Annotated in this window: 11 protein-coding genes, 1 riboswitch and 1 other annotated feature (1 of these 13 running past the window's edge); of the genes, 4 read left to right on the top strand and 7 right to left on the bottom strand. The window is 57.6% G+C overall.

What is annotated here, in order from left to right; all coding sequences use genetic code 11:
- Nucleotides 1-87: 87 nt before the first annotated feature.
- A riboswitch (Lysine riboswitch) is annotated at nucleotides 88-270 on the bottom strand.
- A gap of 93 nt (nucleotides 271-363) precedes the next feature.
- The 4 genes from DWZ82_RS08705 (at nucleotide 364) to brnQ (ending at nucleotide 5,702) form a co-directional block, all read left to right on the top strand.
- On the top strand, nucleotides 364-2,070 hold the full coding sequence (locus DWZ82_RS08705; protein WP_118480237.1) for a SpoIID/LytB domain-containing protein: 1,707 nt from the start codon (nucleotides 364-366) through the stop codon (nucleotides 2,068-2,070).
- A gap of 81 nt (nucleotides 2,071-2,151) precedes the next feature.
- Complete coding sequence (queA, locus tag DWZ82_RS08700) at nucleotides 2,152-3,177, top strand: tRNA preQ1(34) S-adenosylmethionine ribosyltransferase-isomerase QueA (RefSeq protein WP_118480235.1); 1,026 nt, start codon at nucleotides 2,152-2,154, stop codon at nucleotides 3,175-3,177.
- A 23-nt stretch (nucleotides 3,178-3,200) separates the two neighbouring features.
- Nucleotides 3,201-4,343 (top strand): tRNA guanosine(34) transglycosylase Tgt, encoded by a 1,143-nt coding sequence (gene tgt / locus DWZ82_RS08695; RefSeq protein ID WP_118359587.1) that lies wholly within the window; start codon nucleotides 3,201-3,203, stop codon nucleotides 4,341-4,343.
- 75 nt (nucleotides 4,344-4,418) lie between these two features.
- Nucleotides 4,419-5,702 carry a branched-chain amino acid transport system II carrier protein gene (gene brnQ / locus DWZ82_RS08690; protein WP_118480232.1) on the top strand — a complete coding sequence of 428 codons (1,284 nt, stop codon included), beginning with the start codon at nucleotides 4,419-4,421 and terminating at the stop codon, nucleotides 5,700-5,702.
- Between the two features lie 368 nt (nucleotides 5,703-6,070).
- Here the strand turns inward: brnQ and DWZ82_RS08685 are convergent, their stop codons facing one another.
- The 7 genes from DWZ82_RS08685 to aroF all read right to left on the bottom strand — a co-directional run bounded on the left by DWZ82_RS08685 (nucleotide 6,071) and on the right by aroF (nucleotide 16,559).
- On the bottom strand, nucleotides 6,071-9,073 hold the full coding sequence (locus DWZ82_RS08685) for an S-layer homology domain-containing protein (protein WP_118480230.1): 3,003 nt from the start codon (nucleotides 9,071-9,073) through the stop codon (nucleotides 6,071-6,073).
- Nucleotides 9,074-9,465: 392 nt separating this feature from the next.
- Nucleotides 9,466-10,851: a shikimate kinase gene (locus DWZ82_RS08680; RefSeq protein WP_118480228.1), complete on the bottom strand. Its 1,386-nt coding sequence runs from the start codon at nucleotides 10,849-10,851 to the stop codon at nucleotides 9,466-9,468.
- Nucleotides 10,852-10,854: 3 nt separating this feature from the next.
- Nucleotides 10,855-12,126, bottom strand: a complete 1,272-nt coding sequence (gene aroA, locus DWZ82_RS08675; protein ID WP_118480226.1) for a 3-phosphoshikimate 1-carboxyvinyltransferase — start codon at nucleotides 12,124-12,126, stop codon at nucleotides 10,855-10,857.
- Nucleotides 12,127-12,141: 15 nt separating this feature from the next.
- Nucleotides 12,142-13,272, bottom strand: coding sequence for a prephenate dehydratase (gene pheA, locus DWZ82_RS08670; RefSeq protein ID WP_118480224.1), 1,131 nt, complete (start codon nucleotides 13,270-13,272; stop codon nucleotides 12,142-12,144).
- The gene (aroC, locus tag DWZ82_RS08665; protein ID WP_118480222.1) at nucleotides 13,265-14,359 is read right to left on the bottom strand and encodes a chorismate synthase; all 1,095 of its coding nucleotides are present in this window, start codon (nucleotides 14,357-14,359) and stop codon (nucleotides 13,265-13,267) included. Before aroC ends, pheA begins: the two co-directional genes overlap by 8 nt.
- Nucleotides 14,360-14,371: 12 nt before the next feature.
- Nucleotides 14,372-15,415, bottom strand: coding sequence for a 3-dehydroquinate synthase (gene aroB, locus DWZ82_RS08660; RefSeq protein ID WP_118480220.1), 1,044 nt, complete (start codon nucleotides 15,413-15,415; stop codon nucleotides 14,372-14,374).
- A 127-nt stretch (nucleotides 15,416-15,542) separates the two neighbouring features.
- Nucleotides 15,543-16,559 carry a 3-deoxy-7-phosphoheptulonate synthase gene (gene aroF / locus DWZ82_RS08655; protein WP_118285978.1) on the bottom strand — a complete coding sequence of 339 codons (1,017 nt, stop codon included), beginning with the start codon at nucleotides 16,557-16,559 and terminating at the stop codon, nucleotides 15,543-15,545.
- Between the two features lie 78 nt (nucleotides 16,560-16,637).
- Nucleotides 16,638-16,798, bottom strand: a binding site (T-box leader) (it continues 90 nt past the right edge of the window).

The raw sequence follows: 16,798 nt of genomic DNA, 5'->3' as shown, positions 1-16,798 counted from the left end.
CGGAGTTACCTCAAAAGAAAAATACCGGTTGAAAAACCGGTATGATCTATACTATAATAGAAGGAGCGGAACAAACCGCAAACCTCTAAACAGAATAGCTCTCCACCGGCGTTTCCGCTGATGACAGACGCTGGGATATTTTCCGACGGCGTCCAGCACGGTCTTTCCGCAACAAGCACCGGCTTCGGCGGAGGTCCCTTTCCCGGGTGATTATCGGGTCTGCGGACCCTTCCAACCGGTACTGATGAAAACCGCACCTCTATCTGTATTGATACTTTCGCTTTTTATTTTAGAATATACCCTTGAGTTTGTCAATAAGAACAAGGCGAAACAAGGATAAAAAATAAAACAGGAGTTGATAAAATGAAAAAGCTGTTATCCATGCTGCTTTGCGCTGTGATGACGGTCACCTGCATCGGTGCTGTTCCGGCACATGCAGCAAACAGCGATACACGCCTGCGTGTCGGTCTGACAATCAGCGGCGCTTCCGCCTTTGCGGCACCGCAACTCGAGAACGTTAGCGGCTGCAAAACCGGCTACACGGTCGGCACCGTCAGCGGTACCGCGTTCTCCGGCAGCAAGTCGATCACGAGCAGTGCGCTGACCGTCAAGCTGGTGAACGATGCCTTTCAGGTCATCGATACCGACAGCGGCTCGGTGCTGTATACGTCCGCAGCGGGTGCAGACCATATCGCCATCCGTCCGAACAGCACGCTGACGTGGTTCAAGGGCTACAAGTGGCACGGTGATTTTGTGTACCGCCGCGCATCGAACGGCAGCATCACTGTTATAAACTATGTGGGTGTGGAGGATTATGTGAAGGGTGTTCTGCCGTACGAGATCGACCCGGACTGGCCTGCCGAAGCACAGAAGGCGCAGGCAGTCTGTGCTCGTTCGTTCGCACTGGGCACACACAAGCACGGCAGTGATTACGAGCTGTGCAACACCACGAACTGTCAGGTGTATCTGGGCGCCAACCGTGCAACCGAGGCCTCTGACGCGGCAGTAGATGCGACCAAGGGTGAAACGCTGTCGTACAACGGCAGCTCGGTCATCGGTTACTTTTATTCGTCGGACGGCGGCGCAACCGAGGACGCAGCGAATGTCTGGGGCGGCGATTACGCGTACCTCAAGGGTAAGGCTGACCCGTATGAGGACCCGAGCAAGGACAGATGGACGGTGACGCTCACCGCCGATGAGATTCAGCAGAAGGTGAATGCCGCAGGCTATTCCATCGGCAAGGTGGCAAATGTGCAGGTCACCAAGCGCACCGCAACCGATAACGTAAACGAAGTGACGGTGACGGATACGAGCGGCAAGTCGGTTACGATTTCCAGGAGCAGCGTCCGCACAGTGTTCGGTCTCAAGAGCATTCGCTATACGATCACGCCGGTCGGCGGCTCGGGCAACAAGACAAGTCTGCAGGTCAAGGCTTCGACGCATAACGTCAAGGTCAACGGCAAAAACGTATCTCCGCAGGGGTATTACATTGTAAACGGCACGCAGTATGGCAACAATTATTTCAAGCTGCGCGATATTGCATATCTGCTGAGCGGCACCAAAGGCCAGTTCAACGTCCGCTGGGATAAGGAGAATGAACGTATTCTCCTGACCTCCGGCACGGCGTATGAGACCGTTGGCGGCGAGCTTGCGGATTCGTCCACGGCGGTGGAGAAAATCGGCAAATCCACCTCGACGATTGTGCTCGACGGCGAGGAGATCACACTGGACGGCTACATCATCAACGGCAACAACTATTACAAGCTGCGCGATATCGGCAAGGCGATTGGCTTTGACGTTGACTTCGACAACGCAAGCAGCACTGTGCTTGTCAAAACCACAAGTGACTATTCCGGCGATGACGAGGATGCAAACAGCGGTAATTCGGGCAATACCGGCTCGAATACCACGCCGACCGTTACCAATCCGACCAGCTATACGTTCAGCGGCTCCGGCTGGGGACACAGCGTCGGCATGAGTCAGTGGGGCGCTTACGCAATGGCGCAGAAGGGCTTCACCTATGATCAGATTCTGAAATTCTACTTTACCGGCATTGAAATTGCCGAGTAATCTATAAAATCAACACGCAAGGGAGGAAAAACGGCAGGGGCGCTTAGGCGATATTGTCTTAAAAGCGTCCTTGCCTTTGTGATGAAGAAAAGCGATTTTTATTTTGACTTGCCCGAACGCCTGATTGCCCAGCATCCGCTGGAGCAGCGCGACGCGTCCCGGTTGATGGTGCTCGACCGCAGGGACGGCTCGGTGACGCACCGTCATTTCCGCGATCTGCTGGAGTATGTTCAGCCGGGCGACTGCATGGTGTTCAACAATTCCCGCGTTATTCCGGCGCGGCTGATGGGCCACGCTGTCGGCCATGTTACGCCAATCGAGGTGCTGCTGCTGACCGACAAGGGCGACGGCCTGTGGGAATGCCTGACGCGTCCGGGTAAAAAGACCCGCACCGGCGTAGAGCTGACCTTCGGTGACGGCCTGCTGACCGCAACCGTTGAGGCTGTTCAGCCGGACGGCAACCGCCTGATCCGTTTCCACTATGAGGGCATTTTCCTGGAAATCCTCGACAAGCTCGGCACCATGCCGCTGCCGCCGTATATCAAGGAAAAGCTGGATGATCCCGAACGCTACCAGACGGTTTATTCTAAAACACCGGGCTCTGCAGCTGCACCGACCGCCGGTCTGCACTTCACGACCGAGCTGCTTGACGCGCTGAAAGCCAAGGGAGTAAAACTGGCGTTCGTGACGCTGCATGTCGGTCTGGGTACGTTCCGCCCGGTCAAGGAGGATGAGATCACCGACCACATCATGCACTCCGAGTATTATGTCATGGACGAGATGACCGCGGGGATCATCAACGATACGCGTGCCGCAGGCGGCAAGATCTGGGCGGTCGGCACAACAGCCAGCCGCACGCTGGAGACCATCGCAGCTGACGATGGTACCGTGCGCGCACAGTCCGGCTGGACGGATATTTTCATCTATCCGGGCTATAAATTCAAGGCAGTCGATCATCTCGTGACCAACTTCCATCTGCCGGAGAGCACGCTGATGATGCTGATTTCGGCATTTGCGACACGAGAAATGGTCATGAATGCGTATCAGGAAGCCATTAAGGAAGAATATCGTTTCTTCTCGTTCGGCGATTCGATGCTTTTGTACTAATAAAAACAGGATAAGAGGGAATTATGGAAATCGGAAAATTTAACCTAATCAAAACCGAGGGCCGCGCCCGTCGCGGCGAGTTCTGCACGGCACATGGCGTGGTACAGACGCCGGTATTCCAGAATGTCGGCACAGCGGGTGCTATCAAGGGTGCGGTTGACGCATTCGATCTCAAGGAGCTTGGCTGCCAGATTGAGCTGTCCAACACCTATCATCTGCATGTCCGTCCGGGCGACCAGATCGTCAAGCAGATGGGCGGTCTGCACAAATTCATGCGCTGGGACGGTCCGATGCTGACCGACTCCGGCGGATTTCAGGTGTTTTCGCTGGCGACCCTGCGCAAAATCAAGGAGGAAGGCGTAACCTTCCACTCGCACGTTGACGGCCGCAAGATCTTCATGGGACCGGAGGAGAGCATGCGCATCCAGTCCAACCTTGGCTCGGATATTGCGATGGCGTTCGATGAGTGTATCGAGAACCCCGCGCCGCGTGAGTATGTAAAAAACTCCATTGACCGTACCACACGCTGGCTCAAACGCTGTAAAACCGAGCTTGACCGTCTGAACACGCTGCCGGATACGGTAAACCCGCACCAGCTGCTGTTCGGTATCAATCAGGGCGGCACTTATGATGACCTGCGTATCGAGCACATGGAAGCAATTGCGGAGCTGGATCTGCCGGGTTATGCCATCGGCGGTCTTGCCGTCGGTGAAAGCACCGAGGTCATGTACCATATTCTCGATGTTGTTCTGCCGCATGCGCCTGAGCATAAGCCGCGCTACCTGATGGGTGTCGGCACACCGAGTAACATTATTGAAGGTGTCGCCCGCGGCATTGATTTCTTCGACTGCGTTATGCCGACCCGCAACGCGCGTCACGGTCATCTGTTCACGCACAACGGCATCCTGAACATTATGAACGCTAAGTACCAGACCGATGACCGTCCGATCGAAGAAGGCTGTCAGTGCCCGACCTGTCAGCGGTTCAGCCGCGCCTATCTGCGCCACCTGCTCAAGAGCGGTGAAATGCTGTCCCAGAGACTGCTCGTTATGCACAATCTGTGGTTCTACAACCACCTCATGCAGGAAATCCGTGACGCACTCGATAATGGCACATTCGAGGACTATCGCGCAGAATACAGCGAAAAAATGAGCAAACGCATCTGATCCGGATGCAAACCCGAGCGCCATTGTCCCGCGATGATGGCACTATCACTATTCAGAAGGAAGGGGAGAACTGCTATGCAAAAGTTGAGCCGAAGAAGCCTGCTTTTGGTAGGTTTTACACTATTTTCTATGTTTTTCGGTGCCGGAAACCTGATTTTCCCGCCGTATCTCGGTGCACAGGCGGGCACTAACGCGTGGCTGGCCTTTGTCGGATTTGCGTTCAGCGCGATCGGCCTGCCGGTTATTGGCGTGATTGCGGTCGCGCGTGCAGGCGGGCTGTCCGAGCTGGCCGGGCGTGTGCATCCGCGATTTGCGCAAGTATTCGCGCTGCTGGTTTACCTGTCGATCGGTCCGTGTCTGGCCATCCCGCGCACGGCGAGTACATCGTTCCAAATGCTCACGCCGCTCGTTGGCGGAGATGCAATGCGGCAGCTGATTTACTCTATTGTGTTCTTTGCGGCAGCGTTTTTCGTTGCACTGCACCCGGAAAAGCTGACAAGCTGGCTCGGACGTATTCTATGTCCGACGCTGATTGTACTGATTTTCGTGCTGTTTTTCGGCTGCCTGTTTCATCCGGTGGCAGAGCATTACGGCGTGCCGACCGCAGACTACGCTTCGCTGCCGAGCCTGACGGGCATTCTGGATGGCTACCAGACAATGGATACGCTGGCGGCACTCAATTTCGGCGCGGTTATCGCGCTGAATATTCGGGATTACGGTATCGAGGACGAACAGCAGGTGCGCCGCAGCACCATCCGTGCAGGCTGGATTGCAGGCGCAATGCTGCTTCTGATTTACGCGATGCTGACGCACGTTGGCGCACTGTCCGGCGCGGCATGGCCGGGCGGCTCGACTGGCGCGGATACGCTGAGCAATATTGCCAGCGGTCTGTTTGGCCCGGTCGGGCAGGTGCTGCTTGCCGCAATTTTCGTCATTGCATGCTTCAATACCTGTGTCGGCCTGATTGCCTGCGTTGGCCAGTATTTCCATGAGCTGCTGCCGCGTATTCCGTATCCGGCCATTGCGGCGTTCTTTGCTGCGGCCAGCATGATTATTTCGAATATCGGTCTGGCGGGTATTATCCGTCTGTCCACGCCGGTGCTGAACGCGATTTATCCGGTCGCTATCGTACTGATTGCACTGTCGTTCCTCCCGAAGCCGGAGAAACACTGTGCGGTTTACCGCCTCTGCATTGCCTTTACTGCGGTGCAGAGCATTGCCGCGGCATTCCCGATTCCGGTCGTGTCGCCGCTGCTGAGGACACTGCCGCTGAACGCACTCGGCTTCGGTTGGCTGATTCCGGCTGCGGTCGGTCTGTTGATTGGCTTGCTGCTTCCGAAGAAAGCTGAAAAGGCATAAGAAAACACCCGTCAAGATTTTTCTTGACGGGTGTTGAGGCTGTCGAAAAACTAACGTTTTCCGAGCAGCCTCTCGATCGAAACCACGCTTTCGATCGAATTCCGAAGAAAAACCGCGCCTTGCAGGCACATTTTTTCTTCCCTTGTATAAATTCCGAGATACACAAGGTGAATTGCCGCATAGCGGCAAGAGAGGGTGGTCTGGACCATGCTCTCGGAATTTATGAATTTGCTCCGCAAATTCTATTTTATGCGTGCTGCCGCACGAAGTACGAGAGTCGAAATGCTGCTTTTTTGATAGACTGAACACCCGTCAAGATTTTTCTTGACGGGTGTTGCTGTTGTAAAACTGCAGTTCCGGGACGGCCATTAGAACAGAGCCAGAATTTTCGCAATCTCACCGCGGGTGATATTGCCGTTCGGTCGGATGGTACCATCCGAGTAACCGCCGATGACACCGGCGGAAACGCAGGTCTTGACCTGCTCGGTCGCCCACGACGGAATCACGGACGCGTCCGTGTAATTCAGGCTGACCGCCGCATAGCCGCGCGGCAGGCAGCGGCCGATGACCGTCATAACCTCAGCGCGCGTCATGGTGGCCTGCGGGTTGAAGTACAGCTTGCCATTGCTGCTCGAGCCGTTCATAATGTTCGCACGCGAAACTGCGGCAACTGCGCCGCGTGCCCAGCTCGGAATACTGTCCTCATCGGCAAAGCCGAGCGTGCCGGAGGTGCTGGAGGTATCCAGATTCAGCAGACGCGCCATCGTCACCGCGAACTCCTGACGGGTCAGGTTGCGGTTCGGGCGGAAATAGGTGCTGCCGTTTGCGGTTTCGCCCTTCATGATGCCGCGTGCGCTCAGCAGGGAAGCGTAGCCGTTTGCCCAGTGCGACGCGGTGTCCGCGAACACGTTGGATGCCGAACCGGCGGTTACGGTCGCACAAACGCGCGTGCGGTTGCCTGCATCATCGGACACGTCAGCGGTCACGGTATGCGTACCGGCAGACAGTGTGCCGGTCGTAATGGTCATGGTCGAGCCGCTCATCACAGCTGCACCGGAAACGGCTTTGCCGTCCACCTTGACCGCAATATTGCTTGCGCGCACCGGATATTTGCCGTTTTCCATGGTGGCAGTGCCGGAAAGCGCGGCATTTGTGCCGATGCTGACCGTTGCCGAGGTCGTATTCAGCTTGACCGACGGCGCATCCGTATTCGTCACCGCATGATCTGCGCTCAGTACGATCTGGTCGAGGTACAGCGCCGAGCCGCCGGAGCCTGCGTCGGATTTGTCAAACCGCAGACCGGTGAACTGCTGTGCGCCGTCCGGCACGCTTGCCGTCAGCTGTTTCCAGCTGTTACCGGTTGCAGCGGACAGGGGAGCGGTCAGCTCATTGCCTTCCGCGTCGGCAAACACCGCCGTGAGCGTGCCTGCCGTGTTCCTGCTGTGCGCCCACAGTGTCAGGTGCTGCATGCTCGAAGCATCAGCCGCCGGAACAGAAATCGTAAAGCCGTTCGTGTCGGTGCCGTTCCACATCGCCTGGAGCGAACCGGTGCCGCGTGCCACCGAGGTGTAATCCGTCACCCGCGAGAGTGTTACGCCGTCCGATGCGGTCAGATTGTTCAGACCGCTTTCAAAATCCGCAACGGTATGAGCGCTCTGCGCGTCGCCCATGCCAACATTGACCGAAATGGACTTGCTTACGCTGCCATACGAGCAGGTGAGCGTGCCGGAGGCCATCCGGCTGCCCGCAGTGAACACGCCGTCCGCATTTACCGCACCGACATCGCCGGACACGCTCCACTTGAAGCAGGAATCCGCAGCTCCCATCGTATGGCCGAGGTGGTACGCGAGCGCATCCACGTTGACGGTCTGGTTCGGCTTGACCGAGATAGAGCTGAGCGCTTTGCCGCCGCTCTGCAGTGCGATCGAGTCCACACCGGTGGTGATGCACACGTTCATCGAGCCGGAAACCGTGCCGTTTGAGCCGGTAATGGCCGCACGTCCGGCCTTGCTGCCCGCGGTGAACGTTTGGCCGGAGACCGTGCCCAGTTCATCATTCACCGTGTAGCTGAGGTCGGTCGGTGCGTCTGCCGAGGCGTAAGACGCATCTGCACCCTTGACCGAGAACCAGGTACTTCCACCCGGGAGCACATAGCGGTGGCTGGGCGTGAGCACAGCATGAGCCGTCACACCGTCCGACGCGATGTTGTTGACAAAGAAAATGTAGTTGGCGCACGCGCGCTGTGAGCCGTCCGACGGCTGGGAGATCAAAGCTGCGGTGCTCTCGCCGGGATTGCGGACCGCCATTGCGGAGGAGCCGCCGCCATCCAGACAGATGGCGCGGACACAGCCGAGCTCCTTCAGCTCCTGACCGAGTTCTGCCGCCGTCAGACCGACGCTGTACGAGGACTGGTTGCCGTCGATTTCATACAGAACAACCGTGCCGTCTGCCTTCACGCCGACTGCGCTGCGTGCTCTGCGGGTCGAGCCTGCGTCGATGCCGTCGGTCGTGATCGTGCTGTTGTCCATCAGCAGCTTGCCGCCGACCGCATACTGCACGTCGCTCCAGCTGCTGTCGTTCGCTGCGATAGACAGTGTGACTTCCTCGCCAACCTCGAAATCCACCCATGAGGGTACATTTGCGCCGTCCGACTTAGTAAGCACCATCTGGTTTTTGGTGATCGTAATGGGACTGCTGCCCGTGCCCTTGTTCACAACCTTGAGCTTGACCGAGCCGTTGACCTTGACCGGTGTATCATCCACGCGCTCGAGGATAATGCTCGTGCCCTTGGCCGCAAAGTGCGTCGAGTCATCGTAGTTGTGATCGAGCAGGTACGCGCCAGCCGTCGTGCGCGTCTTATTGAAGTAGGATACGTTGACCGTGCCGCTCTTGCCGCTCACGCGGATGCCCATAGTCGGGCGGCCGAGGACAGCTGTGCCGTCCTGCTTGAAGCCGACCGCATACTGCCAGGCATCGGACGAAATGAGCTCGCCGCTGTCGATGACCAGACCGATCGGAATGCCGGTAGACATAACGAAAAAGTCTGCATTCATGCCGCCAAGCACGGTTTTTCCCTGGTTCTGCAGATATTTCACCGCATTTGTGATGGTGGCCTTGCTGCCGTACAGCTGCTCATCGGCGTAGACCATGAGGGGCGTTACACCGGCGTTCGGCGAGTATGTCAGCACGTTCGCGTGCTGCAGACCGGCACTGTTTTTGCCCTCGGTGCGGCTGTACTGCAGACCGCTGCCGAGGGAGTAGGTGTAGCTGAAGCTGTTGTCGAAAACGGCTCCGGCAGCGCCTGCGCATAGCTGCAGAGCGGCAAGCGCGGCTGCAATCAGGCGACAGGGACGTTTGACTGATGTTCTCATAATCCTTGAGTTCCTCCTTTTATTGCGGGTGTGAAAAAAGGGACATACTTTTCAGTATGTCCCTGAGGCTGTCGAAAAACTTCGTTTTCCGAACAGCCTCTCGCTCGAAACCACGCTTTCGAGCGAATCTCGAAGAAAAACCGCGTCCTGCGGACACATTTTTTCTTCCCTTGTATAAATTCCGAGATACACAAGGTGAATTGCCGCATAGCGGCAAGAGAGGGTGGTCTGGGCCATGCTCCCGGAATTTATGAATTTGCAAAGCAAATTCGATTGAATGCGTGCTGCCGCACGAAGCATAAAAATCAAATATTGCTTTTTCGACAAGCTAAGGGACATACTTTTCAGTATGTCCCTAATTATAAACGCATTTAGCAATTTTGTACAGTGCCTTATACGCTCTTTACTACTTTTTCCAGAACCTCGGACAGCTTGGGACTGCGCACCGCGATATCGGCCACTCGATGGTAGAGCGCCTTGCGCGCATTGTACAGGCGGTGTGTTTCCGCCTGCTTGTCCGGCTTATTGAGCAGCGGGCGATTCGTGGAATAGGAAAGGTTCTTCATAATGCGGTAGAACGGTGTGTCGAGCAAGATGAGCAGACCGGTCTCCTTGACAGCCGCCACATTCTCCGGACGGAGGACAGAGCCGCCGCCGAGCGCAAGTACGATGCCGTCTCTCTGAGACAGCTCTTTAATATACGCGGTCTCGCGGTCACGGAAATAGGCTTCGCCCTTTTCAGCGAAAATCTCGGAAATTTTCTTGCCTTCCTTCGCCTCAAGGTAGATGTCCGCGTCAATAAATTCCAGTCCGGTCAGACGCGCCAGCTTACGGCCGATGGTGGTCTTGCCGCTGCCCATAAAGCCGCACAGCACCAGATTTTTCTTGCCATGCTTCTCGTGCAGACGCTTGACCGCCATTTTACCGTAGGTGCGGCGCAGAATGGTTTCGCATGCCTGCGGCTTGAAGGTCACGCCGGTCCAGATGGTCTGCGCATGCGCCGCCTGCATGACCAGCATGAACAGTCCGTCGCGTGTTTTGGTCTTGCGCGGATTGGCGAGCTTCATGGTCGAGGTCACCGGAGGATTGTAGATCGCATCGAACACATACTCGGTCTTGTGCGGCAGATAATGCAGCGGAGCCGCGTTTTCCTTCGGGTACATGCCCACCGGCGTGGAATTGAGCACGATATGAATATCGCGCGGAATGTGCCGGCGGCTGAACACGGAAATGCGTGCGCCCGGAACGGCATCGGTCAGCTGCTTCTGCAGCGCTTCGGCCTTCTCGAGGTTGCGTCCCGTGATGATTAGGTATGCGCCCTGCGTCACGCAGTGGTATGCCATCACGGAAGCCGCGCCGCCGTAGCCGAGCAGCAGCACCTTTTTACCCTGGAGCGATACGCCGTCACGGTTCAGCGACTCCGCAAAGCCGAGGATATCCGTGTTGAAGCCGGTCGCCTTGCCGTCCGCAAAGCGGACTGTGTTGACCGAGTGCAGGTCGCGGGCAGCAGTGTCAATCTCATCGAGCAGGGGGATGACAGCCTTTTTGTGCGGAATCGTGCAGTTGATGCCGCCGAGCTTGCGCTTGGCCAGCTCGAACGCTTCCGGTAAATCCTCGGGCGGCACGGCAACGCCGATGTAGTCCGCGTCCTGACCGGAGGCCTCGAACAGCTGCGCGTGCAGCTCCGGGCTCATCGTGTGGCCGAGCGGCCAGCCAAACAGGGCATAGGTGGTCTTTTTCGGCTCGAAAGCGCGAAATTCGTCCATGGAAAGCAGCATAACTCAGTCCCCCAGACGTTCGAGGGTGTTGAAGAAATCGGGGTAGGAGATGGCAACGACCTCCGGCTTGTCAATGCGGCTTGCGCCCTCGGCTGCCAGACCGAGCACGGCAAGGCTCATCGCAATGCGGTGGTCCTTATAGGTCTCGAAGGATGCGCCGTGCGGTTTGGCACCGCCGTGAACGATCATGCCGTCGTCGGTCTCCTCAACGTCCACGCCTGCCTTGGTCAGCTCGGTGACCATAGCGGCAATGCGGTTGGACTCCTTGACCTTGAGCTCCTGCGCGTCGCGGATAACGGTCTCGCCCTCAGCGAATGCAGCGGCTACCGCGATAACCGGCAGCTCGTCGATCAGACGCGGGATGATAGCGCCGCCGACCTCCACGCCGTGCAGCTTGCTGTATTTGACGGTCAGGTCGCACACCGGCTCGGCCTCATCGCGGAAGTTCGACTCGGTGATGTCCGCGCCCATGTCGCGCAGTACATCAAGAATACCCGTGCGGGTCGGGTTGACGCCCACGTTTTTAATCGTCAGCTCACTGCCCGGAATGATCGCACCGGCAACGAGGAAGAATGCCGCGGACGAAATATCGCCCGGGACCGCAATATCGACCGCATGGAGATCCTCCGGCGGGTCGAGCGTAATGGTGCTGCCGTTGGTCTCAATCTCAACGCCGAGTGCGCGGAACATGCGCTCGGTGTGGTCGCGGGAGGGAGCCGGCTCGATAACGGTTGTCTGACCCTCGGCGTACAGACCTGCCAGCAGGATGGCGCTCTTGAGCTGAGCGGATGCCACCGGCAGACGGTATTCGATGCCGTGCAGCTCGCTCGGGTACAGGGTCAGCGGGCAGAAATTGTCGTTCTTGCCCTCAATGGACGCGCCCATTTCACGCAGCGGCTTCATTACGCGGCCCATCGGGCGCTTCTGGATGGACGGGTCGCCGCTCATGGTAACGGTGAACGGCTGACCGGCCAGAATGCCACACAGCAGGCGGGTGGTCGTGCCGGAGTTGCCGGTGTACAGCGCTTCTGACGGCGCTTCGAGACCGTGCAGACCAACGCCTTCCACGATAACCTCGTCGTCGGTGATGTTAATCTCGACACCCATCTTGCGGAAGCAGTCAATGGTGGACAGGCAGTCCTCGCCCATCAGAAAGCCGGTGATATGGGTGGTGCCGTTGGCAAGTGCGCCGAGCATAACGGCACGGTGCGAGATGGATTTGTCGCCCGGCACGGTAATTTCACCGCGCAAAGGGCCGCAGGGTTGAATTTGCATGGGTTTGTACTCCTTTTATTCGTTAGGCACGCAATAGCTGCCGATTACTTTGATATAGGGAAGCTCCTCATGAAGCTGATACAGCAGGGACTGCACCGCATGGTCGCGCATGTTGCCGGTGAAATCGACATAGAACACATAGCACCACGGGCTGTCCTTGAGCGGACGCGAGTGGATTTCGGTCATGTCGATGCCGTAGTGCGCGATGGTGTCCAGCACGGTGATGAGCGTACCGGACGCGTTCGGGATGTGGAACGCGATCTCGATGCGGTTATCCTCGGGCTGGCAGGTCAGCGTTCTGCTGACGGCGATAAAGCGTGTTTCGTTGTGCTGCATGTCGTTGATGCCCTCGGCGAGAATATCGAGACCGTAGCGCACAGCCGCCTCCTGTGAGCAGATGGCAGCAAGGCTCTTGTCGCCCTTTTTCTGCACGTTCTGGGCCGCAATGGCGGTGTTTGCCACCTCGATGGCCTCCAGATCGTGCTCGGAAATGAAGCTGTGACACTGCGGCAGCGCATGCGGATGCGAGCAGACACGCTTGACATCCTCGAGCTTTGTGCCAGGCACCGCTGCCAGACAGTGCGAGATTTTCTTGATGTACGAGCGGTTGATGTACAGGTCGTAGTCGAGCAGGAGGTCATAGACTTCGCTGACCGTGCCTGCGGTTGTGTTCTCGACCGGCACAACGCCGATATCGGCCTTGCCGTCGCGGACGGACTGGAAAACCTGCTCCCAGGTGGGTACGTTGTGCGGTTCGCAGTTCGGGAACAGCGCACGCGCGGCCAGCTCCTGATACGCACCCGGAACGCCCTGATAGAACACGGTTTTCGGCTCGATAAGCGATTCGCTCGGCTTAAACGGAAACTTTTCCGGCGCCTGACGCAGAATTTCGCTGTACTGATACTCGCGGCTTGCACGGATCATGCTCTGCAGAAGGGAAACATACTTGAGCTGCAGCTCCTCCTCCATACCGGCGGAGCGCTTCTCAACGATTTCCGCTTCACGGTCGGGCTTGTAGATTTTATCATCCGACTGGGCCTTGGTCTTTGCGACCTCGAGAGCCAGCGACATACGCAGCAGGAACAGCTCTCGGATAGCGGAGTCAACGCGGTTGATATCCTGACGGATTTCGGAAAGTTCACGCATGATAACCCTTCGCCTCCCTCAGAAGATCTGCCAGTGCAACGGCACAGGCGGCCTCGACCACCGGCGCGGCGCGGGTGACGATGCACGGATCGTGGCGACCGTGGATGGACAGCGGCTCGACCTTGCCGGTGCGGATGTTGAGCGTATCCTGCACCATGCCGATGGACGGCGTAGGCTTGATGCACGCGCGTACGATGAGCGGCATGCCGCTCGTGATGCCGCCGAGGATGCCGCCGTTGTTGTTGGTTTCGGTCTTGACAACCCCGTTTTCCTCATAAAACGGGTCGTTTGCGTGCGAGCCGCGCAGAGCAGCGAAGGCAAAGCCTGCGCCGAACTCCACGCCCTTGACAGCGGGCACGCCGAACAGGATAGAGGACAGGCGGCTCTCCACGCTGTCGAGCATCGGACTGCCGATACCGGCCGGCAGGCCGACCGCTGCGCACTCGATGACGCCGCCGACCGAATCCTGCTCCTCACGCGCTTCCTCGATAGCGGCCAGCATGGCCTCGAGTGCACGCGGGTTGTTGACCGGGTATTCAGCGTTCCGCAGCGTATCCAGCTGCTCGGCGGTGACTTCTACATCATCAAACGGCATATCCTGAATCTGTGCGATGGACTGGATGTGCGAACCGACCGTCACACCCTGCTCCTTGAGCCACAGCTTGCACAGCGCACCGGCAAACACCAGCGGAGCTGTCAGCCGGCCGGAGAAATGGCCGCCGCCGCGCGGGTCGTTGCAGGAATCGTAGCGCAGCATACCCGTGTAGTCCGCGTGACCGGGACGCGGTTGTGCCGCCAGTTCGGCGTAGTCGTTCGAGCGCTGATTGGTATTGCGGATGACGGCACAGATGGGCGTGCCGGTCGTTTTGCCGTTGTAGATACCGGACTGCACCTCCGGCTTGTCCGGCTCCTTGCGTGCGGTGGACTGCTTGTTGCGGCCCGGTGCGCGGCGCTCCATCTCGCGCAGGACAAACGCCTCGTCATATGCCACACCGGACGGGAATCCGTCTATCACAACGCCGATGCCCGTGCCATGCGATTCACCGAAAATGGAAATTTTAATTGCATTGCCCCAGGTAGAACCCATGTTTCTCCCTCCTTACAGCTTCAGAACGTATTCGTGCAGCTTTTCTGCGTCAATCGGCGTAATTTCCGCCCGACCGGCTTCGCGCACGAGGATAAAGTTGACCGTTGCACCGAATTTCTTTTTGTCCGACAGCAGAGCATTAAAGATGGACTCGCGGTCGTAGTTCAGCTCGGTCGGCAGACCGATGTGCTTCAACAGGTCGATGAGCGGCGCTGTCAAATCCTCGTTGCCCAGCAGAGCGGACAGCCGCATCGCTGCTACCATGCCGATCGCCACCGCCTGACCGTGGGTGAGGTCGGTGTAGTTGCCCAGCTTTTCTGCCGCGTGGCCGATGGTGTGTCCAAAGTTCAGTATCATGCGCAGACCGGTGTCGTGCTCGTCGATGGCAACCACATCACGCTTGATCTTTACGCACTCGTAAATGATATTTTCAATATTCGTCTTGTAGTCCGGCTGAGAAACCATCGTCAGGATTTCCCGGTTGGAAATGTAGCCGTACTTGATGACCTCGGCCATGCCGTCTGCAAAGGTGCTGTCCGGCAGGGAAGCGAGCACGTTCGGGTCGATGAGCACGAGTCGCGGCTGATAGAACGCGCCGACGAGGTTTTTACCCTCGGGCAGATCAACGCCGGTCTTGCCGCCAACCGAGGAATCCACCTGCGCGAGCAGCGTGGTCGGAATCTGGCACAGTGATACGCCGCGCAGGAAGGTCGCCGCCGCAAAGCCGGTGATGTCGCCGACAACACCGCCGCCGAGCGCGATAATCAAATCCTTGCGGGTCATGCCGGCGGTCAGCAGATCATGGTAAATACCTTCAACCGTGGAAAGCTGCTTGTGCTCCTCACCGGCGGGAATGACCGTGTGCGTCACCGGCAGGGAGAACTGCTTTTCCAGCTTCTCGAGATACAGCGGCGCTACCGTTGAATCCGACACGATATGCACGCGGCTGGGCGAAAAGGTTTCGAGGATTACCGTGCCCGCATGGTCCAGCAATCCGGTTTCGATATGAATTTCGGACACGCCGTTCGCGCCCGTCAGACTCAGCGTTTCTGCCATTTTTACAACACCCTTTTGGTTGAATTAGTAATTAGGAATGGGGAATTAGTAATTGCCGTTATCCTTTATATTTGCGAAGGAGGTCGGTGGAACACCGACCTCCGGCTATCTTACATTATAATGCGTATCAGATTTCTCTGTCAACTGCCGCTGCAACAGCGCGCAGTGCGTTCATGGTGTGGTGGAACGAATCGTAGGTCAGCGACTGTGCACCGTCGGACAGAGCATGTGCAGGATCGTTGTGAACCTCAATCATCAGACCGTCTGCGCCGGCTGCAACAGCAGCCTTTGCCAGCGGCTCGACCATCCAGTAAATGCCGCCTGCATGGGACGGATCAACGACGACCGGCAGATGGCTCATGCGCTTGAGCACCGGAACGGCGGAAATATCAAGCGTGTTGCGGGTGTACTTCTCGTAGGTGCGAATGCCGCGCTCGCAGAGGATAACGTTCTCGTTGCCGCCCGCCATGATGTACTCGGCGCTCATCAGGAATTCCTCCATGGTGTTTGCGAAGCCGCGCTTGAGCAGGATCGGCTTGCGGGTCTGGCCGAGTTCTTTCAGCAGCTCGAAGTTCTGCATATTGCGTGCGCCGACCTGGAAGCAGTCGCACTTGTCCATGAAGATGTCGATGTGCGCCGGATTGGTGATCTCGGTGACAACCGGCAGACCGGTTGCCTCATGCGCCTTGTGCAGCAAGTCCAGACCCTCAGCCTTCAGACCCTGGAAGGAGTACGGGGAAGAACGCGGCTTCCATGCACCGCCGCGGAGAACGGTAGCGCCGTCTGCCTGCACATGCTTCGCCACGTCGATGATCTGCTCCTCGCTCTCGACCGAGCACGGGCCGGCCATAACGACCAGCTTCTTGCCGCCGACAACAACGCCCGGTGCAATCTCAACGACAGAGTTGTCCGGATGGAACTTGCGGTTTGCCAGCTTGAACGGCTCCTGCACCTTGATAATGTTCTCAACCTGCGGGTCGAGCATCAGGGCGTCCTTGTCAACAGCACCGGTGTCGCCGACCAGACCGATAACGATGGTGTCCTCGCCGTAGATCGGGTTTGCCTTTACGTTCCAGCGCTCGATATGCTGGGACAGCTCCTCAACGTGCTCATGGGTCGTGCCCTGCTTCATAATGATGATCATGTTGTGTATCTCCTTTATATAGGTGGTATTTGCTGTTTGTCACGGCAGAATGGGTATAAAAAAAGCCCTTCATCCACAAAGAGGGACGAAAGACAAACGGTTCCGCGGTACCACCCACATTCGGCATAACAATGCCGCACTTTTTCGGATACAAATATATCCTATCCCTGTAACGGAGGAAATCCGTCAGCGCCTAATTCGATAGGGTTCAGCGCCGCAGCTCAGGAGGGAACTTCATC

Source organism: Butyricicoccus sp. AF35-5AC, assembly GCF_003477715.1.
GTDB classification, from domain to species: domain Bacteria; phylum Bacillota; class Clostridia; order Oscillospirales; family Butyricicoccaceae; genus Agathobaculum; species Agathobaculum butyriciproducens.
Note: the sequence above shows the minus strand (reverse complement) of the source record. Positions and strands in the feature narration are given on the sequence as shown.

Coding starts and splice junctions, on each gene's coding strand:
- DWZ82_RS08705 (WP_118480237.1), top strand. CDS start 364: ATGAAAAAGCTGTTATCCATGCTGCTTTGCGCTGTGATGACGGTCACC.
- aroB (WP_118480220.1), bottom strand. CDS start 15,415: ATGGCAGAAACGCTGAGTCTGACGGGCGCGAACGGCGTGTCCGAAATT.
- aroA (WP_118480226.1), bottom strand. CDS start 12,126: ATGCAAATTCAACCCTGCGGCCCTTTGCGCGGTGAAATTACCGTGCCG.
- tgt (WP_118359587.1), top strand. CDS start 3,201: ATGGAAATCGGAAAATTTAACCTAATCAAAACCGAGGGCCGCGCCCGT.
- aroC (WP_118480222.1), bottom strand. CDS start 14,359: ATGGGTTCTACCTGGGGCAATGCAATTAAAATTTCCATTTTCGGTGAA.
- brnQ (WP_118480232.1), top strand. CDS start 4,419: ATGCAAAAGTTGAGCCGAAGAAGCCTGCTTTTGGTAGGTTTTACACTA.
- aroF (WP_118285978.1), bottom strand. CDS start 16,559: ATGATCATCATTATGAAGCAGGGCACGACCCATGAGCACGTTGAGGAG.
- DWZ82_RS08680 (WP_118480228.1), bottom strand. CDS start 10,851: ATGCTGCTTTCCATGGACGAATTTCGCGCTTTCGAGCCGAAAAAGACC.
- pheA (WP_118480224.1), bottom strand. CDS start 13,272: ATGCGTGAACTTTCCGAAATCCGTCAGGATATCAACCGCGTTGACTCC.
- queA (WP_118480235.1), top strand. CDS start 2,152: ATGAAGAAAAGCGATTTTTATTTTGACTTGCCCGAACGCCTGATTGCC.
- DWZ82_RS08685 (WP_118480230.1), bottom strand. CDS start 9,073: ATGAGAACATCAGTCAAACGTCCCTGTCGCCTGATTGCAGCCGCGCTT.